We start from the raw sequence: 20,424 nt of genomic DNA on the forward strand, positions 1-20,424 counted from the left end.
ATTACAGCACCTCCGGAGCAAGCGAGATGATTTTCATGAAGTTCTTCGCGCGCAGCTCACGAACAACCGGGCCAAAGATACGGGTACCGACCGGCTCGTTGTTGTTGTTCAGGATAACGGCAGCGTTGCGATCGAAACGGATCGCGGTACCGTCTTCGCGGCGGACTTCTTTGGCGGTACGTACGACGACGGCCTTACGGACGTCACCTTTCTTTACGCGACCGCGCGGGATGGCTTCCTTGACCGAGACGACGATGATGTCGCCAACGGATGCGTATTTACGCTTGGAACCACCCAGAACCTTGATGCACTGAACTCGGCGAGCGCCGGAGTTGTCAGCAACATCCAGATTTGTTTGCATCTGGATCATGTGGTTTCTCCCGACCTTTGGGGCAGCGATGCGTGCTGTGATCCCCCAGGGTTTCGACTGTGCTAAAAAGCCTAGTCGCCAGGAGCCTCAAGTGAGGCTCTTAGGCTTCCAGAACTTCCCAGCGTTTCGTTTTCGATTTCGGCGCGCATTCGATGATGCGTACGGTGTCGCCGACCTTGAAAGCGTTCTTTTCATCGTGAGCCCGATACTTCTTGGACTTACGGATGGTTTTCTTCAGAACCGGATGCGTAAAGCGGCGCTCGACGGAAACGGTAACGGTTTGTGCGTTTGCGTCGCTGGTCACAACGCCTTGCAGGATACGTTTGGGCATCTCAGAGGCTCCTTATTCAGCTGCCGCAGCGGCTTTTTCGTTCAGGATGGTTTTAACACGGGCTGCGTTACGGCGCGCGTTGCGCACTGCAGCGGTGTTTTCCAGCTGACCGGTTGCCTGCTGAAAGCGCAGGTTGAAGCTCTCTTTTTTCATGGATGCAAGCAGATCGCGGAGTTCATCCACGGTCTTTTCGCGCAGATCATTGGCGTTCATCGCCTTTGTTCCTTTTCCTTGGCACCAGAGGGCCCCTTTTGACGGGTCACCCTTACGTCTGGTGGGTTATGTAGCCCGCGCCCGAAGAGTTCAGGGCACAGAAAATGGATCACCGCGACTCATCACTGAGCGCGGTGATGGGTTCATATAGGAGAGTTGGTGGTTGGGGGCAAGGGAAAGATGCAGCTTGTGCCAAACGGGCGGCAGAGAACCACACATGTCTATGCGCACAACTCAGTACGCCGTTTAAAGTCAGCCTGGAACGGGCTGACTGCCCGGGCCGCGCCCGACCCTCCCGACAGGGAGGCGCTTCACGCCCGCCCAGGGTCAGGCACTGCACTCATGTTGCGCAAATCCCAAGCAAGCAATGGACTCCGCCCGTTCGCGCCTGAAGTGATCCCCCGGATCATTTCCAAGACGGCGCTCACTCCCACTTGTAGTTAAAACTCACCGAAATCCGCTCTTCTTCGGCCATATTCAGCGGCACCTCGTGGCGGATGAAACTTTCCCAAAGCAGCACATCGCCCACCTTGGGAGACTGATAGACGAATGTCTTCAGCTCCTGACGGCAGTCCTTGCGGCGCGGCGGGTGGGCCATCATCATCGCGTGGCGCGGGTCTTCCAGCTTTAGGGCGCTAGCGCCTTCGGGCATCGACACATATGTGGTGCCGGAGATTACCGAATGCGGGTGGATATGGCTGGCGTGTGTACCGCCCTCGGGCAGGATGTTGATCCAGAGATCCTCCAGCACAAGCGCACGATCATCCAGATCCAGTTCCAGGTCCTCAGCAAAAGCCGCCACATGGGCATCCAGCGATTTCACCAAATCGGCGAAGATCGGGAACCGCCAGGGCAGATCCGTCAGCGAGGCATAGGAGGTATAGCCGGGATAGCCGTTCTCCTCGCACCAGTCCTGCCCGGCTTCATCATCACCGGCGATGACAAGGCAGGAGTTTTCAAGTTCGCCTGCGTCGATGCTCGGTCCGTGTTCGGACAAAGCAGCGCGGTAGAGACGGGTAACGAAAAGAGAGTCGATCTGTGCCATAGCTGCCTTTTATCCTCGCCCGGCGCACTATTGCGAGTCCCAATTGGCTGCACCCCGCGCAATGGAACCCACTCCGGACAACGTCCGCCACATCGGGACATATATCAGCACGGCCAGCCATGACACTCTGGCAAGTCTGCCATGCCCAGACCGCCACTGGGGCGCAACACAATATTAGCGCGGCACTGCTACCCTGACCCAGTATGACCTGAGTTCCGGTTGTCACCTAGCATCCCTATCTACCGAGTGCCCCACCATGAAGTTCAAAGTATCCATCAATCTCGCCATCCTGTCGATCATCGTGCTGGCCGCCGGCATCATGTTCACCTTGGCGGGCATTTCTCTTTATACCCATCAGGTTCGCGACGACATGCAAGTCCGGGCCGCGCAGATCGAAGCGGTCGACATGTCTCTTGTCGATCTGGAGCAGCAGTTTCTTTCGGCCCGCCGTGCTGAAAAGGATTTCCTACTGCGCAAGGACGAAAAGTACACTAAGCGCCATGCCGCGATCATGGATCAACTGGCGTCGACCTTTGACGGCCTGAAGCAAAATATCGCGCAGGTTCCCGAGCTGCGATCTACTGCCGTCACGCTGCCTGAACTGGAAACCGCGATCGCCGCTTATGGCGCAGCCTTTCTAAGTCTCGCGGCCAGCAACCGGCGCCTGGGGCTTGATGAGAACGACGGACTGCAGGGCAATCTGCGGACTGCGGTGAAGAACGTCGAGACCGAGTTGCAGGGCCTCGAACAGCCCGAGATGCAGGTCAAGATGCTGATGATGCGCCGACACGAGAAGGACTTCATCATGCGCAAGGATCCGAAATACCTGGATCGGTTGAATGCACGTGTCGATGAGTTCCACGCCTTTCCCGAAAGCTATTACGCGGATCGCGCGCAGTTTCAGCAGATATCGGACCTGATGGACACCTATCAGACGTCTTTTGCGGCCTATGTTGATGAGACCCTGAAAGAACAGGATCTCCGGAAACAGATGTCAGAGACCTATGCAGCTGCGGAACCTTTGGTCGAAGCCCTGCATAAAGAGTCCCGTATCGTCATGAGTCAGATCCTTGCCGACACTGCCGCGATCAGCGAACAGGCCGCCAGTAACTCGACCCGCGCAGGTCTGGGCGGCGCCGCTGTTTTCATTGTGCTCGCGCTGCTTCTGGCGCGCGGGATTTCCCGGCCCCTGAAACGCACTGACAGGGTTCTGAAAAAGATGCGGGAAAACGATTTCACCCCTGCACTCCCCGTGACCCCTATCCGAGAAATCTCGGCAATCGCCGAGGCGGTTGGTGACTTCCGCAAGGACGAAGAGATCAAGCACCGTATGACCAAGGACATTGCCCGCGTCATCGACGCCTGCGCCGAAGGTGACTTTTCCAAACGGGTCGATACCGCTGGTAGCAGCGGCATGTTCGCAGAACTGGGTAACGGAGTGAACGCCATTGGCACCGTCGCCGAAAAAGGATTGAAGGACGTTCAAGAGGTGATCGGCGGTCTTGCAACCGGTGACTTGAACCAGGCGATGCAACCGGGGCAAAAGGGCGTGTTCCGGGAAATCTCTGATGCGATTGACCACCTGACCAACAGCCTTGATGGCATGATCCGGCAACTGACCGGGAGCAGTGAAATGCTGAACAACACCGCCAACGAGATTTCATCCGCCATGAACGATGCCTCGCGGCGCGGCGAAACCTCAGCCGCCGCGCTGGAAGAAACCGCCGCCGCGCTGCAGACCGTCAGCGACACGGTGCGTGACACGGCCTCCAGCGCGCAGGACGCCAAATCGCTGGTCGACAATGCGCAGAACAATGCAGAGGGCACCCGCTCGATCGCTGAGCAGACCGTCACAGCCATGCAACGGATCAAGGACTCCTCGGATGCGATTTCCAAGATCACCGACATGATCGACGATGTCGCATTCCAGACCAACCTGCTGGCGCTGAACGCCGGGGTCGAGGCCGCCCGCGCCGGAGAAGCTGGACGCGGCTTTGCCGTGGTTGCCTCTGAAGTCCGCGCGCTGGCACAGCGCTCATCGGATGCCGCTCAGGAAATCAACAACCTGATCAACACCAGCCGGGGCGAGGTTACCGTCGGCGTGAAGCTGGTCGACGAGACTGGCGAGTCCCTTGCAAAGATCGTTCAGACCATCATCCAGGTCGTGGAGCGCATGAATACGATTGCCGACAATACGGTGGAACAGTCCAACGGGCTGACTGAAGTCAATGTCGCTGTCGACTCGCTCGACAAAGACTCCCAAAAAAGTGCGGCCATGCTGGAGCAAACATCCGCTGCAGGTCAGATGTTGCAACAGGAGGCCCACCGCCTGTTCGAGGCGATCTCGGGCTTCCGCCTAAAAGGCAGCCCCGCGCACCATGGCTCTGCCCCAGCCGCCCAGCAGCAAGACGATTGGGCCGCATAGGCCGGACGCTCTGGTCCTGCCCCCCGCCTTGACGCGCAAAACGATGGCCCGCTCTGCACTCCGCCGAGCGGGCCATTTACTGCCTTCCCGACACTACGCAGCCCCCACGCCATACTGCCGTTCGCCCCAGGAAGGCAGACGGATTTTCCGGAAGTGACCACAAAGAAAAACCCCCGCCAATTTCTCGACGGGGGTTTCTGATTTTCCAAAGAGCCTGGGCTTACCAGTCTTCGCGAACCACGACGCGGGTCTTGATCGGCAGCTTCATCGCAGCAAGGCGCAGAGCCTCGCGGGCGATGTCGTCATTGACGCCATCGATTTCGAACATCACGCGACCGGGCTTCACTTTGCATGCCCAGTAGTCAACGGACCCTTTACCTTTACCCATACGAACTTCGACGGGCTTGGAGGTTACCGGGGTATCCGGGAAGATCCGGATCCAGACACGACCCTGACGTTTCATGTGACGGGTCATGGCGCGACGTGCAGCTTCGATCTGACGGGCGGTTACGCGCTCGGGCTGCAGAGCCTTGAGACCGTAGGTGCCGAAGTTCAGGTCAGAACCACCTTTGGCGAGACCGGAAATCCGGCCTTTGTGCATTTTGCGGAATTTCGTACGCTTTGGTTGAAGCATCTCATCCCCTCCTTAGCGACGACCGCCACCAGCACCACGGGGTGCAGGGCCGTCCTGGATTTCCTGAGACTTACGATCACGCGCCTGCGGGTCATGCTCCATGATCTCGCCTTTGAAGATCCAGACCTTGATCCCGATGATCCCGTAGGGGGTCATGGCTTCGGAGTGAGCGTAATCGATGTCGGCGCGCAGGGTGTGCAGCGGCACACGACCTTCACGGTACCATTCGGTACGGGCGATTTCAGCACCACCCAGACGACCCGCGACGTTCACCCGGATACCCAGGGCGCCCATGCGCATTGCGTTCTGAACGGCACGCTTCATCGCGCGACGGAAGGACACACGACGTTCCAGCTGCTGAGCGATGGACTCGCCAACCAGCTGTGCGTCCAGCTCGGGCTTGCGCACTTCAACGATGTTGAGGTGCAGTTCCGAGTCGGTCATCGCTGCCAGCTTCTTGCGCAGGACCTCGATATCGGCGCCTTTTTTGCCGATGATCACGCCCGGACGCGCGGTGTGAATGGTCACACGGCACTTCTTGTGGGGGCGTTCGATGATCACGCGGGCCACACCGGCCTGCTTGCACTCTGCCTTGATGAACTCACGCAGTTTCAGATCTTCCAGCAGAAGATCACCGTAGTCCTTGGTGTCGGCGTACCAACGGCTGTCCCAGGTGCGGTTCACCTGCAGGCGCATGCCGACCGGATTGACTTTATGTCCCATTAGGCTTGCTCCTCAACTTGACGCACCTTGATGGTGATCTCAGCGAACGGCTTCAGGATCTTGCCGAAACGACCACGGGCCCGCGGGCGACCGCGTTTCATGGTCATGTTCTTGCCAACCCATGCCTCGGCGACGATCAGTTCATCGACGTCCAGGTTGTGGTTGTTCTCGGCGTTCGCGATGGCGGACTGAAGGCATTTCTTCACGTCCTGCGCGATCCGCTTGTTCGAGAAAGTGAGGTCGGTCAGAGCCTTGTCCACTTTCTTGCCACGGATCATCTGAGCCACCAGGTTCAGTTTCTGCGGGCTGGTCCGAAGCATGCGGGTTTTCGCCATTGCTTCGTTGTCGGCCACGCGGCGGGGATTTTGTACCTTGCCCATGACTTACTTCCGCTTCGCTTTCTTGTCCGCAGCATGACCATAATAGGTCCGGGTCGGCGAATACTCACCGAACTTCTGACCGATCATGTCTTCCGAGACGTTGACAGGGATGTGTTTCTTGCCGTTGTACACACCAAACGTCAGACCCACGAACTGGGGCAGAATGGTGGAACGACGCGACCAGATCTTGATCACTTCATTGCGGCCCGATTCACGCGCAGCTTCGGCTTTCTTAAGCACATAGCTGTCGACGAAAGGACCTTTCCATACAGAGCGAGACATAGATTAACGTCCCTTCTTCTTGGCGTGACGCGAGCGGATGATCAGCTTTTGCGACGCTTTGTTTTTGTTGCGGGTGCGCTTACCCTTGGTCGGCTTACCCCACGGGGTCACCGGGTGACGACCACCCGAAGTCCGGCCTTCACCACCACCGTGCGGGTGGTCGATCGGGTTCATAACGACACCACGGACCGAGGGACGCTTGCCCTTGTGGCGCATACGGCCAGCTTTACCGTAGTTCTGGTTGCTGTTGTCAGGGTTGCTGACGGCACCAACGGTGGCCATGCATTCCTGACGGACCATGCGCAGTTCGCCCGAGGACAGGCGGATCTGAGCGTAGCCACCATCACGACCAACGAACTGAGCGTAAGTACCGGCTGCACGGGCGATCTGGCCGCCTTTGCCGGGCTTCATTTCGATGTTGTGAACGATGGTACCGATCGGCATGCCCGAGAACGGCATTGCGTTGCCCGGCTTGATGTCTGCCTTCGCGGAGGCGATGACCTTGTCACCCACTGCCAGACGCTGCGGAGCGAGGATATAGGCCTGCTCGCCGTCTTCGTACTTCACCAGTGCGATGAAGGCAGTACGGTTGGGGTCATATTCAATGCGCTCGACGGTCGCGGCGACATCAAATTTATTCCGTTTGAAGTCAACGATCCGGTAAAGACGCTTTGCGCCACCACCACGGCGGCGAGAAGTGATCCGTCCGGTGTTGTTCCGGCCGCCCGATTTGGTCAGACCCTCAGTGAGAGATTTGACCGGACGCCCTTTCCAAAGCTCCGAACGGTCGATCAGAACCAGCCCACGCTGGCCCGGCGTCGTCGGTTTATACGACTTAAGTGCCATGCTTTCTGTCTTCCGTTTAGCGTGCAGTGCCTTAGGTTCTTGTCTTTGGCACCGCTATGTTAAAGCCCCCTGACGTGCCGCGTGCGGCGGTTCAGGTGACCGATGTAGAGGGCCCCGAAGGTCCCAGGTTCGTCAGCATCCCGACAAAAGTAACAGCCCCGGACGAATCCGAGGCCTTCAGGATTGGAGCCATGTAGCAGCGTGCGCTCAAAGAGGCAAGCGATACTCTCAGTCCACTTTAGCCTTTTAACGTCTGGCCCTTTGGATATTCCAGCCCCCACCCCGCAACCGCTCAGAAACACCTTGGAGTTGAGCGGCGACTGTGGAATTCTAATAAGCATTCAGCCACCCACCGTCAAATGAGCAACATGAGCAATAAGATAATTTTTTCACCGGAATCCAGCATCGGAAACGTGTCTGCGGAAACAGATGATGAATTCCTCTTCAAGTGCTTCGTCGACCATCCTGCACTTGCATCCATTAGGGACATGGGGAATGCAAAAATGTTCCTGCTCGGCAGTACTGGTGTCGGCAAGACCGCCTTCCTCCGTATGATCGAAAAGAATGAAAATGCGAAATTTCTTGAGCTGCAAGAACTCTCGATGAGTTACCTCTCCAACAGTGATACGATACAGTTCTTGAGAAAGATTGACGTTGATATTTCTTTTTTTCTTCAGGCGTTATGGCGCCATGTGATCTGCATTGAACTAATAAAAATGGCTACCAATATTGAAGGCCAAAGTGATGCAAAGGGTTTCCTCTCAAAACTATTCAACCGTGGACAGGAAGATGCGACGCGAAAATTTTTCCTAGACTTCGTTGAGAAAAATCAAGGTAACTTTTGGAATACCATCGATGAAACCGTGATTGAAGTTGCGAACAGACTTGAAAAAGACATCAACGCAGAGTTTGGTGTCGAAATTCAAAAAGCTTCCGCACGGGCCGGATATTCGCGGGGGCTAAGCGAAGAAAAGAAAACTCAATTTCAGCAAAGAGCAAAGAAATTTGTCAACCCGTCGCTCCTCGCTGAGTTATCTAAAGTCATCAACGGACTTTCCCAATACCTTTCGGAAAGACCTGACAAATACTACATTCTGATTGATGGACTTGATGAACACTGGATAGAACCAGAAATCAAGAACACGATCATTCACTGCTTATTCGAAGCATGCAAAGGCCTACGAAAGATTCGAAACCTCAAAGTAGTGGTGTCCATTCGGAATGACGTATATGAAAAAATGAACATGGAATACCCACCTTCGCAAGGGCAGCTCGAGAAAAATGAGGACTATATTGTTCGCATTAAGTGGACTCGGGAACAACTTTGGGAACTAGTCGAGAAGCGGATCGGCCATCTATATCGATGGAAGTACACCAAGGACAACGTACACTTTGTAGACCTTTTTAAGACTAGCTACGACAACAAGAAACGCAGCTGGGTTTACATTGTAGAACGTTCTTTGATGCGTCCACGCGACGTAATCAAGTATGTCAACTTTTGCTTTAGCACCGCAGAAGGAAAGTCAGAAATTAGCAAGACTGATTTCAGAAATGCAGAAAAGGTATATTCGGATGATCGATTGGAGGCTCTGATCTCTGAATGGTCTCCTGTTTTCCCCGGAATATCGATTATCCTCAACCTACTCTCAAACAGAGCGACATACTTTCAGATTAGCGACTTTTGCCACACAAAATTTGTGGAGGAACTTGCATTAATTTTTGCCGAAAATGAAGCAGCTCAAAGAGACGAAATGTGGGGGATCATAGAAGACGCGGTAAAAGCCGATGGATCATTTGACCCTTTAGAGTTTTGCCGTGAGATATTTCATAGGCTTCACTTAGTTGGGGCCGTTGGACTGAAGTTGTCTTCCTCATCTGCTTGGCACTGGGTCCACCTTACACATAAACCAATACCCAAAAACTCAATCACTACAGACACCAAAGCCACAATCCATCCAATGCTCTGGCGTGCATTTGAGAACACAGAAACCAAAGAGCATAAGTCATAGCACCCCCAACGAAAAAGACCCCCGCTTTCGCGAGGGCCTTCGATCTTTTTTAAAGGAACAGATCTCAGAGTCCGGTGGACACGTCGATGGTGTTGCCTTCTTCCAGGGTCACATAGGCTTTCTTCACGTCCTTGCGACGGCCGATCTGGCCGCGGAAACGCTTGACCTTACCCTTGGTGATGGTGGTGTTGACCGCTTTGACCTTCACACCAAAGAGGGTTTCAACCGCCTCTTTGATCTGGGGTTTGTTGCTGTCGATCGCCACTTCGAACACCACTGCGCCGTTTTCGGACGCCATGGTGGATTTCTCGGTGATGATCGGCTTGCGGATCACGTCGTAGTGTTCTGCCTTCGCGCTCATTTCAGTCGAGCCTCCAGTGCTTCGACACCCGCCTTGGTGATCACCAGGGTGTCACGCTTCAGGATGTCATAGACGTTTGCACCCATCGTCGGCAGGATATCCAGACCGTCGATGTTACGCGATGCTTTGAGGAACCCTTCGTTCACGGCTGCACCGTCGATGACCAGCGCGCGTTTCCAGCCCAGGTTTTTCACCTGCTTGGCCAGAGCAGCGGTCTTGCCCTCTGCGGTTGCGTCCTCGATCACGACCAGTTCACCCGCTTTCGCCTTGGCGGACAGCGCGTGGCGCAGGCCCAGCTTGCGGAACTTCTTGGTCAGCTCGTGGCCGTGGCTACGCGGGGTCGGGCCCTTGTAGATACCACCTTTGCGGAAGATCGGCGCGTTACGGTCACCGTGGCGTGCGCCGCCGGTGCCCTTCTGGCGATAGATCTTCTTGGTCGAGTAGGAGGTTTCCGAGCGGGTCTTGACCTTGTGGGTACCGGCCTGCGCGTTGTTGCGCTGCCAGCGGACCACACGGTGCAGGATGTCCGCACGCGGCTCCAGACCGAACAGGTCTTCGGACAGTTCGATGTCGCCTGCCTTGCCGCCGTCGAGTTTGATCACATCAAGTTTCATGCTTCACCACCTTCCGCGGGAGCTTCCGCCGGTGCTTCGGTTGCTGCTGTCTTCAGAGCCGCCGGGAAGGGCAGACCTTCGGGCGCTTTCTTCTTGACGGCATCCTTGACGGTTACCCAACCGGATTTCGGACCAGGTACGGCACCTTTGATGAACACCAGGCCACGGTCGGCGTCGGTCTTGACGACTTCCAGGTTCTGGGTGGTCACGCGGGCAGCGCCCATGTGGCCGGCCATCTTCTTGCCTTTGAAAACCTTGCCGGGATCCTGACACTGACCGGTCGAACCGTGCGAACGGTGCGAGATCGACACACCGTGCGACGCACGCAGACCGCCAAAGTTCCAGCGCTTCATGGCGCCTGCGAAACCTTTACCGATCGAGGTGCCGGTCACGTCCACTTTCTGACCTGTCAGGAAGTGTTCGGCCGAGATTTCGGCGCCAACTTCGATCAGGGCATCGGCGGGTACGCGAAATTCAACCAGCTTACGCTTGGGTTCAACCTTTGCAGCGGCAAAGTGGCCACGCATCGCCTTGGAGACGCGCTTCACTTTGGCCGAGCCTGCGCCCAGCTGAACGGCGGTGTAGCCGTCTTTGTCTTCGGTGCGTTGCGACACGACCTGCAGACCATCCAGGTGAAGAACGGTCACAGGGATCTGCTTGCCGTCTTCCATGAACAGCCGGGTCATGCCGACTTTCTTTGCGATAATACCAGAGCGCATATTCATTACCCTCCGATCTTACGACTGCAGCTTGATCTCGACGTCCACGCCAGCGGCGAGGTCGAGCTTCATCAGCGCGTCCACGGTCTGGGGAGTCGGATCAACGATGTCGAGCATGCGCTTGTGGGTGCGGATCTCGAACTGGTCACGGGATTTCTTGTCGACGTGGGGGCCACGCAGAACGGTGAATTTCTCGATCTTGTTCGGAAGCGGGATCGGGCCACGAACCTGCGCGCCGGTGCGCTTTGCAGTGTTCACGATTTCCTGGGTGCTGGCGTCCAGCACGCGGTAATCGAAAGCCTTCAGCCGAATGCGAATGTTTTGACTTTGCATTTCGTCAGCCTTTTATAGGCGTTGGAGTTGAGAGGAGGGCCCACGACCACCGCACACCCTCATCGAACCCAAAAGGCGGGAATCACCCCGCCTTGATATTCTCATTGAGAACTCGCGCGTCTTAAGCCTGCAGCGGCGGTATTGCAAGGATAAATGAGGCCCGCGCGATTGCCCCACGCGTTGGGAACACCCCAAAAGCGTTTTCGGCGTTCGGGCAAGGTCACCCCCAGAAATCTGGCCGTCCCGTGTTAAAAACTGACGCAGGGCGGCCAGTGGCCCTAGTGGCGCCCTCCAAGTCCGGTTAATCTTGCGCAAAGCCTCACAACGGACAACCCAATAGTGCCGCCTCACAGCCCCGAAACCGAGCAAGTTCTGCTGATTGCGCGCAGTATCGCTGGTGAAACCGGTCATGCGCTCCTGGCGCGCCTGGTTGAGGCCCTGAGCGAGCATCTGGATGCAGCCTTCGTCGCAGTCACCTATGGCGAAGGGGTGCCACCCACCCACGCGCGGGCGCTCTACGCTCTGCAGGACCACAAGGTTGCTCGCGGGATACGCTACGAATTGCAAGGCACCCCCTGCGCCCGGGTATATGCCGGGGAGGTGGTGATCATCCCCTGCGGGATTGCCGACCTTTATCCCCGCGAAGCGAGGTTTGAAGGCTACATAGGGATTCCACTTCGCGACACCACTGGCGAGGTCACCGGTCATCTGGCTGTATTTTCCAACCAGGAGATCAAGGAATCCGAGATCGCCACTGCGATATCGACGATTTTTGCCCTGCGTGCCGAAGCCGAATTGCGCCGCCTCTCCGTGGAAAAGGAACGAAAGAAGCTAATCGCGGATCTCGCGCGGATGAACCGACGCCTGCAACAGGGCTATTCCGAAGTGCGGCGCGAAAACGCGGAAAAGATCGCGCTCATGGGGTTGATTGCCCACGATCTGCGCAGCCCGCTGGCCGCCGTGCTGTCCCAGGCCGAACTGGGACTGATCAGAGCCCGCACAGAAACACCGGACACAGTCCGGATTGAAACTGCGTTTCAGAAGGTCATCGACAATGCGGACCGGATCGCGCAGTTGATCGACGCGACGCTGGACCGGGCCAGGGTCGAAGGCGAAGCGCTGCGCCTGGACCGCAAGCCGGTCGATCTGACCGGGTTGCTGCACATTGCAGCCGAAGCCAACCGGGAAGAGGCTGCACGCAAATCGATTGCCCTGTCCGTCGACCCTCCGCAACGGACCATCGCAGAGGTTGATGAAACACTGGTCATCTCTGCCATCGACAATCTGATTAGCAACGCCGTGAAATATACCTATCCCGGAGGCGAGGTCCGGATTTCGGTCGCGCAGGAAGGTGAAAGCGTCACCGTTGCCGTCTCCGATACCGGTCAGGGCCTGACGCCAGACGACCTGACGCGCGCCTTCGGCCGTTTTCAAAGGCTTTCCGCGCAGCCAACGGATGGTGAAAAGTCCACTGGCCTGGGACTCGCGAATGTACGCGAAATTGCCTGTGCGCATGGCGGCAGCGCTCATGCCGAAAGCGAAGGCCCTGGAAAGGGAAGTCGTTTCGTTCTGACGCTGCCCTGCAATCCGGACATTCAGCCCGCGCCCTGAGCCTAAGGCGTTCTGTCGTCTCAACCAAGAATACACCGGCCCGCAAAACCGCCCGGACGCCCCGCGTTTGTGCTGCGTCTGGGCCGCGCCCGACCAGGTCTCCGGGCGCGTGCCTGATCCGATCAAATCTGCCCGAGGCCAAACGGTTCCATCGGCGAAGCGGCCCCTGCCCTGCTCAGCTTTGTGCACATAGAAAGAGGGCCTTCCGAAGGAGGCCCTTTCCATTAGCAATCAGGAGACCTGGTTGCTCGATGATCTTCGACACAGTCTTTCTGGTGCGTCTCGGGATCAGCGCGTTCAAACAAAAAGGGCGCCACTGGGGCGCCCTTTCCGTTTGATCATTCGCGAGTGCGAATTACTCGATGATCTTCGACACAACGCCAGCGCCGACGGTGCGGCCGCCTTCGCGGATGGCGAAACGCAGACCGTCTTCCATAGCGATCGGGGCGATCAGTTCAACTTCGAACTTCAGGTTGTCGCCCGGCATCACCATCTCGGTGCCTTCCGGCAGGGTCACGGTGCCGGTCACGTCGGTGGTCCGGAAGTAGAACTGCGGACGGTAGTTCGCAAAGAACGGGGTGTGACGGCCACCTTCTTCTTTGGTCAGAATATATGCTTCTGCCTCGAATTTGGTGTGCGGGGTCACGGAGCCCGGCTTACACAGAACCTGACCACGCTCAACGCCGTCACGGTCAACGCCACGCAGCAGCGCGCCGATGTTGTCGCCGGCTTCGCCGCGGTCCAGCAGCTTGCGGAACATCTCAACACCGGTGCAGGTGGTTTTCTTGGTGTCGTGGATGCCGACGATTTCGATTTCGTCGCCAACGTTAATCACGCCACGCTCAACACGGCCGGTCACAACGGTACCACGACCGGAGATCGAGAACACGTCTTCGATCGGCATCAGGAACGGCAGGTCAACGGCACGCTCGGGGGTCGGGATGTACTCATCCACAGCCGCCATCAGTTCCTTGATTTTGTTTTCGCCGATTTCCGGGTCACGGCCTTCCATCGCCGCCAGAGCGGAACCTGCGATGATCGGGATATCGTCGCCCGGGAAGTCGTAGGAAGACAGCAGTTCGCGGATTTCCATCTCGACGAGCTCGAGCAGCTCTTCGTCGTCGACCTGGTCAACCTTGTTCATGAACACGACCAGCGCCGGAACGCCAACCTGACGCGCCAGCAGGATGTGCTCGCGGGTCTGCGGCATCGGGCCGTCGGCTGCGTTCACAACCAGGATCGCGCCGTCCATCTGCGCCGCACCGGTGATCATGTTTTTCACATAGTCAGCGTGGCCGGGGCAGTCGACGTGTGCATAGTGGCGGTTCTCGGTCTCGTATTCCACATGGGCGGTCGAGATGGTGATGCCGCGGGCTTTTTCTTCCGGTGCGCCGTCGATCTGGTCGTAGGCTTTGAAGTCACCGAAGTATTTGGTGATCGCTGCGGTCAGCGTGGTTTTGCCGTGGTCAACGTGGCCAACGGTGCCGATGTTGACGTGCGGTTTATTACGCTCAAACTTTTCCTTAGCCATGGTGGCCTCCTTTTGATTGGAAGAAGGTCCGCGCGGGCCGCGAACCTTCCAATGTCATGACGCTTACGCGTATTTCGCCTGGATCTCGTCCGAGATGTTCTGCGGAACCGGATCGTAGTGACCGAACTGCATGGTGAACTGGGCGCGGCCCGAGCTCATCGAACGCAGGGTGTTGATGTAGCCGAACATGTTCGCCAGCGGCACGTTTGCGTCGATCGCAATCGCGTTGCCGCGGGGCTCCTGGCCGGACACCTGACCACGACGGGAGGTCAGGTCGCCGATGATACCGCCGGTGTATTCTTCCGGGGTGATCACTTCGACCTTCATGATCGGTTCCAGCAGCTTGGCGCCGGCTTTGCGCATGCCTTCACGCATGCACATACGTGCTGCGATTTCAAAGGCCAGAACGCTGGAGTCAACGTCGTGGAACTTACCGTCGATCAGGGCAACCTTGAAGTCGATCACGGGGAAGCCAGCCAGCGGACCGCTATCCATAACCGAGTTGATGCCTTTTTCAACACCGGGGATGTATTCCTTCGGAACAGCACCACCAACGATGCGGGATTCGAAGGAGTAGCCTTCGCCGGCTTCTGTCGGCGAGATGATCATCTTCACCTCGGCGAACTGACCCGAACCACCCGACTGTTTCTTGTGGGTGTAGGTGTGCTCGACCTCGTGACCGATGGTCTCACGGTAGGCAACCTGCGGGGCACCGATGTTGGCTTCAACCTTGAATTCGCGCTTCAGGCGGTCAACCAGGATGTCCAGGTGAAGTTCGCCCATGCCCTTCATGATGGTCTGACCGGATTCCAGGTCAGTTTCCACGCGGAAGGACGGGTCTTCGGCGGCCAGACGGGCCAGACCCTGGGACATTTTTTCCTGGTCAGCCTTGGTTTTCGGCTCAACCGCGATCTCGATCACCGGATCGGGGAAGGTCATGGTTTCCAGAACCACCGGATCGTTGACGGCGCAGAGCGTGTCACCTGTGGTGGTGTCTTTCAGACCAGCCAGCGCGATGATGTCGCCCGCGAACGCTTCCGTGATTTCCTCACGGTCGTTCGAGTGCATCATCATCATCCGGCCAACGCGCTCTTTCTTACCCTTGGTGGAGTTCAGAAGGGTATCACCCTTGTTCAGAACACCGGAGTAGATGCGGGTAAAGGTCAGCGAACCGACGAAGGGGTCGTTCATGATTTTGAACGCCAGGCCCGAGAACGCCATATCATCATCCGCGCGGCGGGCGATGTTACGGGTTTCGGTTTCGTCACCGGGTTTGAAGCCCATGTAATCGACAACGTCCAGCGGGCTGGGCAGGTAGTCGATCACGGCGTTGAGCAGCGGCTGAACGCCTTTGTTCTTGAACGCGGAACCGCCCAGAACCGGAACGAAGTCCAGCGCCAGAGTGCCCTTGCGCAGCAGAGCGCGCAGTGTTGCAACGTCGGGCTCTTCACCTTCCAGGTAGGCTTCCATGGCGTCGTCGTCTTGCTCGACGGCCGCTTCGACCATCTTGCCACGCCATTCGTCGGCCATGTCCTTCAGGCTGTCACGGATCTCGACCTGCACCCAGGAGGCGCCAAGGTCTTCACCCTGCCACAGCCATTCCTTCATGGTGACCAGATCGATCAGGCCTTCCAGCTCGTTCTCGGCGCCGATCGGAATACCAACCGGAACCGCGCGGGCGCCGGTGCGGTCTTCGATCATGTTGACGCAGTTGAAGAAGTCAGCGCCGATCTTGTCCATCTTGTTGACGAAGACGATGCGCGGAACCTTGTAGCGGTCAGCCTGACGCCAAACGGTTTCGGTCTGCGGTTCAACGCCAGCGTTGGCGTCCAGAACACAGACTGCACCGTCGAGAACCGCCAGCGAACGTTCAACTTCGATGGTGAAGTCAACGTGACCGGGGGTGTCGATGATGTTCAGGCGGTGCTTCGGCGTGTCAGCAGTTTCGCCATCTTCGGTGCGTTCCCAGAAAGTGGTGGTCGCAGCCGAGGTGATGGTGATGCCGCGTTCCTGCTCCTGCTCCATCCAGTCCATGGTGGCTGCACCATCGTGCACCTCACCGATGTTGTGGGATTTGCCGGTGTAGTACAGGATACGCTCCGAGCAGGTGGTCTTACCTGCATCGATGTGCGCCATGATACCGAAGTTACGGTAATGGTTGAGTGTATAGTCGCGTGCCATAGGTCTAAGCCCCTTGGGTTACCAGCGGTAATGCGAGAAGGCCTTGTTGGCCTCTGCCATCTTGTGGGTGTCTTCGCGCTTTTTCACCGCGGTACCACGGGACTGGACAGCGTCCAGCAGCTCGCCTGCAAGGCGCTCTTCCATGGTGTTTTCGTTGCGGCTACGGGCGGCTTTGATCAACCAGCGGATTGCGAGTGCTTCGCGGCGCTCCGGGCGAACTTCGACCGGCACCTGGTAGGTTGCACCACCCACGCGGCGCGAACGAACTTCGACGGCGGGTTTCACATTGTCCAGAGCTTCGTGGAAGACTTCCACGGGAGCGCGTTTGATCTTGGCTTCAACGCGATCGAACGCGTTGTAGACGATTTTTTCTGCGACCGATTTCTTACCATCGATCATCAGGTTGTTCATGAATTTGGTCAGAACGCGGTCGCCATATTTGGCGTCGGGCAGAACTTCGCGTTTTTCAGCAGCGTGACGGCGTGACATCTGTGCTTATCCTTCTTCTTACTTAGGACGCTTCGCGCCGTACTTGGAGCGACGCTGCTTACGGTCTTTGACGCCCTGGGTATCCAGAACACCGCGAAGGATGTGGTAACGGACACCCGGAAGGTCTTTTACACGACCGCCGCGGATCAGAACCACAGAGTGTTCCTGAAGGTTGTGGCTTTCACCCGGGATGTAGGAGATGACCTCGAAACCGTTGGTCAGGCGGACCTTCGCAACTTTCCGCATAGCGGAGTTCGGTTTCTTCGGCGTGGTGGTGTAAACGCGCGTGCAAACGCCACGCTTCTGGGGGCACTGCTCCAGATGCATGGATTTGGAGCGTTTAACTTTCGGCTGCCGCGGCTTGCGGATCAGCTGTTGGATCGTTGGCATTCCGGTCTATTCCCCGTTTCGCAACTTTCATGTCATGCACGCGCAAGGGCGTGCGGCTCATATTTCCGGCACTTACGCGTCCGCAAGCGCAAAAACCGCAATCGTTCCCATTCCGAGGTGAACGACGCGGTGGGTCTACAGAGGATCCGGACGATAAAACTGTCCGAACCTTGATCCACTACAATAGTGATATCGGCTTTAGGGGCGGCCCCCGGATGCCGGATAGGCGCGCGTATATGGGGAGTCGCGGAGCTTGTCAACTGTCAGGCGCCCAGTGACGCCCAGGGTCGGCGGATGGCTGCACGGGAACACGCCGCTGGCAATACTTCCCCTGCCACACCCGCTGTCTTGTCGCATCGGTACGGGCGATGCATAGTTCAACAGGCCGCAATCAGATTGGGCCAGACGCATACTCAGGACGCCCCATTCATGCAAGTCATCGGTCTTTGTCGTTTTTCTTATCCCGCGATTGGCGGCTTTCAGGTTGAACATGCCAGCCTGGAGGAGCGCATTGCCTACCTTTATGCCGAAGACCGTCTAGAGGAGCGGTTCCAACTGATGGAGACCGTCGCCCTGCCCTGTCTGCGCGAACAGACAGATCAGGATTTCGAGCTGATCATCGTCATTGGCGACAGCCTGCCGAAACAGCACCGGGAGCGGCTTCAGGACATAACTGCCGACATACCGCAGGTCCGCATTCACAGCGAACCGCCGCGCAAACAGCGCCAGGTGATGAAAGAGATCCTCAACAAAGCCCGCCGGGATCCAGACGCGCCGTGTCTGCAGTTCCGGCATGACGACGACGACGCAGTGTCGGTGGATTTCGTCGAACGTCTCCGGCAGACGGTTGAGGATTGTTCTGGCCTGGTCGAAAAGAGCAAAACGGTCGCCGTTGATTTCAACCGTGGTTATGTGGCCGAGGTTGGGGCGTCCGGGATCGCCGCGACCGAGATACACCGGCCCTACTATGTCGCTTCGCTTGGCATGTATGTGCGCGGCGGCTGTAACCTGACGATCATGAACTTCGCGCATGAGAAAATCCTGCGCTTCATGCCGACGGTCACCATCAGCGATCAGCCGATGTTCGTTCGCACCCACAATGGCTATAACGACTCGCGCCAGAAACGGGTCAAACCGGTGCCCGTCACCCCGCTGACCCCGGATCAGGTGGGTGAGTTTGAAGCGCGATTTGCCATCCGGCAGGATGATCTCAAACGGGTCTTCGCGGCTGACTAGCCCCACGCCTTTATTTTTACCAGGGATCGCATGTTATGCAGGTTATCGGATTGTGCCGCTTCTCTTATGTAGGGCACGGCGGCTACAAGCAGGAGCACGCCAGCCTAGAGGAACGCCGTGCCTATCTTTATGCGCCCGAACGGCTTGAGGAGCGGTTCCGCCTGTTCGAAACTGTCTGCCTGCCCTCGGTCATCGGTCAGACCGACGCGGATTTCCAGTTGCTGGTCGTGGTCGGTGAGTGCTTTCCCCTCCCCTATCTCGACCGGCTGCTGACCCTCACCGAACCTTTGCCGAATGTGGTCATTTCCGTGCAGCCGCCGGGCCGTCACCGGCGGGTGATGATCCAGATGCTAAACGACGCGCGCGAAAACCCGGATGCGCCCTGCCTGCAGTTTCGTCTAGACGATGACGATGCGATGGCGGTGTCATTCGTGGAACGGCTGAAACAGGCGGCGCAGGACCTAGAACCGGTCTGGCCGCGCTATCCGATGACCACCATCGATTTCAACCGCGGCTATGTCTATCGCGCCAGTGCCGATGGGCTGGCGATCAAACCGGACCGCTACCCCTACACTGCGCTTTCTATGGGAGTCGTAGTGGCGGGCGGGTCCAACCAGACGATCATGCATCACGGCCATCATACCCTTTGGCGGGTCACACCAACGCTGACCATTCCGGATGGCGACATGTACCTGCGCGGTTACAACAGCTTCAACGATTCCCGCTCCAAGGGGCGCGGCAAGGAGATCAACGTCACCCCTGTCACACCAGAGGAAGCGCACCATCTGAAACAAACCTTCAACGTCGATAGCGCCGCAGTCGCGCGGGCGTTCTCATCCCCCGGTCTGCTGCCGCTCCCGGTAGAAGGTGAATAGGCCGGCCGCCACAACGACAGCCGCGCCGGTCAGAGTAAGCACACCCGGCCAATCACCAAACACTGCCCAGCCGAGGAACAGCGCCCACAACAACCCGCTGTACCGGAAGGGCGAGACCACGGCGACGTCTCCGACTCGCATGGTCATGACCGAAAACAAGTAGCCGGCAAAGATGAAGCAGGCCGCCCCCATAAGCAGACCCAGATGCCAGCCTTGCATCGGCTGCCAGTCCTGCTGGGTGCTGTAGATCAGGCCAAAAGTCAGCACTGTCAAAGAGGCCATTAGGGTCACAGTCATCGACGGCACCGCCGCCGACATCCGCCGGGTGAACAGATCCCGGGCCGTGACGCAGCCAACCGCACCCAGTGCATACAAAGAGGCGCCATCGAACCCCTCTGGCCCCGGCTGCACGATCAGCAGCATACCGCAGAACCCCGCAAGGATCGCCGCCATGCGCCGCCAGCCGATGCTTTCGCCAAAGAACAGCGCCGCCCCCAGCGTCACGGTCAGTGGCAGCATTTGCAGTACGGCAGTCACATTGGCGAGCGGCATCAGCATCAGCGCGCTGAGGAAGAGGTAAGTCGCCCCCGCTTCGGACAGACAGCGGCCCAGAACCAGCATCCAGTCGCCCCGTGGCAGGTTCATCCGCAAGCTGCCCAGATAGCGCGCCAGCAGGAAAATCAGCAGTGATGCAACCCCGCCGCGGACCACAAGAATCTGCGACAGCGGCAGATCCGCCCCCACAGATTTCACCAGCGTATCATTGAAGGTAAAGGCCGCCATGCTGCCCATCATCAACAGGGCACCGTTCTGATTGGGTTTCATG

Annotated in this window: 23 protein-coding genes; 5 read left to right on the forward strand and 18 right to left on the reverse strand. The window is 57.7% G+C overall.

What is annotated here, in order from left to right:
• Position 1: 1 nt before the first annotated feature.
• From rplN to JL2886_RS07660, 4 genes are all read right to left on the reverse strand, one after another.
• Entirely contained in the window at positions 2 to 370 is a 369-nt protein-coding gene (gene rplN, locus JL2886_RS07645) for a 50S ribosomal protein L14 (protein ID WP_005621870.1), read from the reverse strand.
• Positions 371 to 470: 100 nt separating this feature from the next.
• A complete protein-coding gene (gene rpsQ, locus JL2886_RS07650) occupies positions 471 to 701 on the reverse strand; it encodes a 30S ribosomal protein S17 (protein ID WP_008555996.1) in 231 nt (76 codons plus the stop codon).
• A 12-nt stretch (positions 702 to 713) separates the two neighbouring features.
• Entirely contained in the window at positions 714 to 914 is a 201-nt protein-coding gene (gene rpmC / locus JL2886_RS07655; RefSeq protein ID WP_065271464.1) for a 50S ribosomal protein L29, read from the reverse strand.
• A gap of 424 nt (positions 915 to 1,338) precedes the next feature.
• Positions 1,339 to 1,959 carry a TIGR02466 family protein gene (locus JL2886_RS07660; protein WP_065271465.1) on the reverse strand — a complete coding sequence of 207 codons (621 nt, stop codon included), beginning with the start codon at positions 1,957 to 1,959 and terminating at the stop codon, positions 1,339 to 1,341.
• A gap of 256 nt (positions 1,960 to 2,215) precedes the next feature.
• Between JL2886_RS07660 and JL2886_RS07665 the strand changes: the two genes are divergently transcribed.
• Positions 2,216 to 4,384, forward strand: a complete 2,169-nt coding sequence (locus JL2886_RS07665) for a methyl-accepting chemotaxis protein (RefSeq protein WP_065271466.1) — start codon at positions 2,216 to 2,218, stop codon at positions 4,382 to 4,384.
• Positions 4,385 to 4,604: 220 nt separating this feature from the next.
• Here JL2886_RS07665 and rplP read toward each other — a convergent pair whose 3' ends face one another.
• From rplP to rplB, 5 genes are read right to left on the reverse strand one after another with little or no spacing between them, the layout of a single operon-like run.
• Complete coding sequence (rplP, locus tag JL2886_RS07670) at positions 4,605 to 5,018, reverse strand: 50S ribosomal protein L16 (RefSeq protein WP_065271467.1); 414 nt, start codon at positions 5,016 to 5,018, stop codon at positions 4,605 to 4,607.
• A gap of 12 nt (positions 5,019 to 5,030) precedes the next feature.
• On the reverse strand, positions 5,031 to 5,741 hold the full coding sequence (gene rpsC / locus JL2886_RS07675; protein ID WP_065271468.1) for a 30S ribosomal protein S3: 711 nt from the start codon (positions 5,739 to 5,741) through the stop codon (positions 5,031 to 5,033).
• On the reverse strand, positions 5,741 to 6,121 hold the full coding sequence (rplV, locus tag JL2886_RS07680; protein ID WP_065271469.1) for a 50S ribosomal protein L22: 381 nt from the start codon (positions 6,119 to 6,121) through the stop codon (positions 5,741 to 5,743). The genes rpsC and rplV overlap by 1 nt, the downstream gene beginning before the upstream one ends.
• Before the next feature lie 3 nt (positions 6,122 to 6,124).
• Positions 6,125 to 6,403, reverse strand: coding sequence for a 30S ribosomal protein S19 (gene rpsS / locus JL2886_RS07685; protein ID WP_065271470.1), 279 nt, complete (start codon positions 6,401 to 6,403; stop codon positions 6,125 to 6,127).
• Positions 6,404 to 6,406: 3 nt separating this feature from the next.
• Positions 6,407 to 7,249 carry a 50S ribosomal protein L2 gene (gene rplB, locus JL2886_RS07690; protein WP_065271471.1) on the reverse strand — a complete coding sequence of 281 codons (843 nt, stop codon included), beginning with the start codon at positions 7,247 to 7,249 and terminating at the stop codon, positions 6,407 to 6,409.
• Between the two features lie 368 nt (positions 7,250 to 7,617).
• On the opposite strand from rplB, the gene JL2886_RS07700 reads away from it, so the two are divergent.
• Positions 7,618 to 9,258, forward strand: a complete 1,641-nt coding sequence (locus JL2886_RS07700; RefSeq protein WP_133245408.1) for a P-loop ATPase, Sll1717 family — start codon at positions 7,618 to 7,620, stop codon at positions 9,256 to 9,258.
• A 64-nt stretch (positions 9,259 to 9,322) separates the two neighbouring features.
• On the opposite strand, the gene JL2886_RS07705 is transcribed toward JL2886_RS07700, so the two are convergent.
• Genes JL2886_RS07705 through rpsJ form a run of 4 tightly spaced genes read right to left on the reverse strand, consistent with a single transcriptional unit; the run spans position 9,323 to position 11,285 of the window.
• The gene (locus JL2886_RS07705) at positions 9,323 to 9,619 is read right to left on the reverse strand and encodes a 50S ribosomal protein L23 (RefSeq protein WP_065271474.1); all 297 of its coding nucleotides are present in this window, start codon (positions 9,617 to 9,619) and stop codon (positions 9,323 to 9,325) included.
• Positions 9,616 to 10,233: a 50S ribosomal protein L4 gene (gene rplD, locus JL2886_RS07710; RefSeq protein ID WP_065271475.1), complete on the reverse strand. Its 618-nt coding sequence runs from the start codon at positions 10,231 to 10,233 to the stop codon at positions 9,616 to 9,618. Before rplD ends, JL2886_RS07705 begins: the two co-directional genes overlap by 4 nt.
• On the reverse strand, positions 10,230 to 10,952 hold the full coding sequence (rplC, locus tag JL2886_RS07715; protein ID WP_065271476.1) for a 50S ribosomal protein L3: 723 nt from the start codon (positions 10,950 to 10,952) through the stop codon (positions 10,230 to 10,232). The genes rplD and rplC overlap by 4 nt, the downstream gene beginning before the upstream one ends.
• Before the next feature lie 18 nt (positions 10,953 to 10,970).
• Positions 10,971 to 11,285 (reverse strand): 30S ribosomal protein S10, encoded by a 315-nt coding sequence (gene rpsJ, locus JL2886_RS07720; RefSeq protein WP_058289455.1) that lies wholly within the window; start codon positions 11,283 to 11,285, stop codon positions 10,971 to 10,973.
• Positions 11,286 to 11,624: 339 nt separating this feature from the next.
• Between rpsJ and JL2886_RS07725 the strand changes: the two genes are divergently transcribed.
• Positions 11,625 to 12,896: a sensor histidine kinase gene (locus JL2886_RS07725; RefSeq protein WP_065271477.1), complete on the forward strand. Its 1,272-nt coding sequence runs from the start codon at positions 11,625 to 11,627 to the stop codon at positions 12,894 to 12,896.
• Between the two features lie 355 nt (positions 12,897 to 13,251).
• Here the strand turns inward: JL2886_RS07725 and tuf are convergent, their stop codons facing one another.
• The 4 genes from tuf to rpsL form a co-directional block, all read right to left on the reverse strand.
• Positions 13,252 to 14,427 carry an elongation factor Tu gene (gene tuf, locus JL2886_RS07730; RefSeq protein WP_065271478.1) on the reverse strand — a complete coding sequence of 392 codons (1,176 nt, stop codon included), beginning with the start codon at positions 14,425 to 14,427 and terminating at the stop codon, positions 13,252 to 13,254.
• 63 nt (positions 14,428 to 14,490) lie between these two features.
• Positions 14,491 to 16,608, reverse strand: a complete 2,118-nt coding sequence (fusA, locus tag JL2886_RS07735; RefSeq protein ID WP_065271479.1) for an elongation factor G — start codon at positions 16,606 to 16,608, stop codon at positions 14,491 to 14,493.
• 18 nt (positions 16,609 to 16,626) lie between these two features.
• Complete coding sequence (rpsG, locus tag JL2886_RS07740; RefSeq protein WP_065271480.1) at positions 16,627 to 17,097, reverse strand: 30S ribosomal protein S7; 471 nt, start codon at positions 17,095 to 17,097, stop codon at positions 16,627 to 16,629.
• Between the two features lie 18 nt (positions 17,098 to 17,115).
• Entirely contained in the window at positions 17,116 to 17,487 is a 372-nt protein-coding gene (gene rpsL, locus JL2886_RS07745; protein WP_005621086.1) for a 30S ribosomal protein S12, read from the reverse strand.
• Positions 17,488 to 17,916: 429 nt separating this feature from the next.
• On the opposite strand from rpsL, the gene JL2886_RS07750 reads away from it, so the two are divergent.
• Complete coding sequence (locus JL2886_RS07750) at positions 17,917 to 18,723, forward strand: putative rhamnosyl transferase (RefSeq protein WP_065271481.1); 807 nt, start codon at positions 17,917 to 17,919, stop codon at positions 18,721 to 18,723.
• A gap of 35 nt (positions 18,724 to 18,758) precedes the next feature.
• A complete protein-coding gene (locus tag JL2886_RS07755; protein ID WP_065271482.1) occupies positions 18,759 to 19,598 on the forward strand; it encodes a putative rhamnosyl transferase in 840 nt (279 codons plus the stop codon).
• Here JL2886_RS07755 and JL2886_RS07760 read toward each other — a convergent pair.
• Positions 19,557 to 20,423 carry a DMT family transporter gene (locus JL2886_RS07760; RefSeq protein WP_065271483.1) on the reverse strand — a complete coding sequence of 289 codons (867 nt, stop codon included), beginning with the start codon at positions 20,421 to 20,423 and terminating at the stop codon, positions 19,557 to 19,559. The two genes, JL2886_RS07755 and JL2886_RS07760, sit on opposite strands and share 42 nt — an antisense overlap.
• Between the last annotated feature and the right edge of the window lies 1 nt (position 20,424).

Source organism: Phaeobacter gallaeciensis, assembly GCF_001678945.1.
Classification (GTDB): Bacteria; Pseudomonadota; Alphaproteobacteria; order Rhodobacterales; family Rhodobacteraceae; genus Phycobacter; species Phycobacter gallaeciensis_A.

Coding starts and splice junctions, on each gene's coding strand:
- JL2886_RS07705 (WP_065271474.1), bottom strand. CDS start 9,619: ATGAGCGCGAAGGCAGAACACTACGACGTGATCCGCAAGCCGATCATC.
- rplC (WP_065271476.1), bottom strand. CDS start 10,952: ATGCGCTCTGGTATTATCGCAAAGAAAGTCGGCATGACCCGGCTGTTC.
- JL2886_RS07700 (WP_133245408.1), top strand. CDS start 7,618: ATGAGCAATAAGATAATTTTTTCACCGGAATCCAGCATCGGAAACGTG.
- rpsJ (WP_058289455.1), bottom strand. CDS start 11,285: ATGCAAAGTCAAAACATTCGCATTCGGCTGAAGGCTTTCGATTACCGC.
- rplV (WP_065271469.1), bottom strand. CDS start 6,121: ATGGGCAAGGTACAAAATCCCCGCCGCGTGGCCGACAACGAAGCAATG.
- JL2886_RS07755 (WP_065271482.1), top strand. CDS start 18,759: ATGCAGGTTATCGGATTGTGCCGCTTCTCTTATGTAGGGCACGGCGGC.
- rplN (WP_005621870.1), bottom strand. CDS start 370: ATGATCCAGATGCAAACAAATCTGGATGTTGCTGACAACTCCGGCGCT.
- JL2886_RS07760 (WP_065271483.1), bottom strand. CDS start 20,423: ATGAAACCCAATCAGAACGGTGCCCTGTTGATGATGGGCAGCATGGCG.
- rpmC (WP_065271464.1), bottom strand. CDS start 914: ATGAACGCCAATGATCTGCGCGAAAAGACCGTGGATGAACTCCGCGAT.
- fusA (WP_065271479.1), bottom strand. CDS start 16,608: ATGGCACGCGACTATACACTCAACCATTACCGTAACTTCGGTATCATG.
- rpsC (WP_065271468.1), bottom strand. CDS start 5,741: ATGGGACATAAAGTCAATCCGGTCGGCATGCGCCTGCAGGTGAACCGC.
- rplB (WP_065271471.1), bottom strand. CDS start 7,249: ATGGCACTTAAGTCGTATAAACCGACGACGCCGGGCCAGCGTGGGCTG.
- tuf (WP_065271478.1), bottom strand. CDS start 14,427: ATGGCTAAGGAAAAGTTTGAGCGTAATAAACCGCACGTCAACATCGGC.
- rpsG (WP_065271480.1), bottom strand. CDS start 17,097: ATGTCACGCCGTCACGCTGCTGAAAAACGCGAAGTTCTGCCCGACGCC.
- rpsL (WP_005621086.1), bottom strand. CDS start 17,487: ATGCCAACGATCCAACAGCTGATCCGCAAGCCGCGGCAGCCGAAAGTT.
- rpsQ (WP_008555996.1), bottom strand. CDS start 701: ATGCCCAAACGTATCCTGCAAGGCGTTGTGACCAGCGACGCAAACGCA.
- JL2886_RS07660 (WP_065271465.1), bottom strand. CDS start 1,959: ATGGCACAGATCGACTCTCTTTTCGTTACCCGTCTCTACCGCGCTGCT.
- JL2886_RS07750 (WP_065271481.1), top strand. CDS start 17,917: ATGCAAGTCATCGGTCTTTGTCGTTTTTCTTATCCCGCGATTGGCGGC.
- rpsS (WP_065271470.1), bottom strand. CDS start 6,403: ATGTCTCGCTCTGTATGGAAAGGTCCTTTCGTCGACAGCTATGTGCTT.
- rplD (WP_065271475.1), bottom strand. CDS start 10,233: ATGAAACTTGATGTGATCAAACTCGACGGCGGCAAGGCAGGCGACATC.
- JL2886_RS07665 (WP_065271466.1), top strand. CDS start 2,216: ATGAAGTTCAAAGTATCCATCAATCTCGCCATCCTGTCGATCATCGTG.
- rplP (WP_065271467.1), bottom strand. CDS start 5,018: ATGCTTCAACCAAAGCGTACGAAATTCCGCAAAATGCACAAAGGCCGG.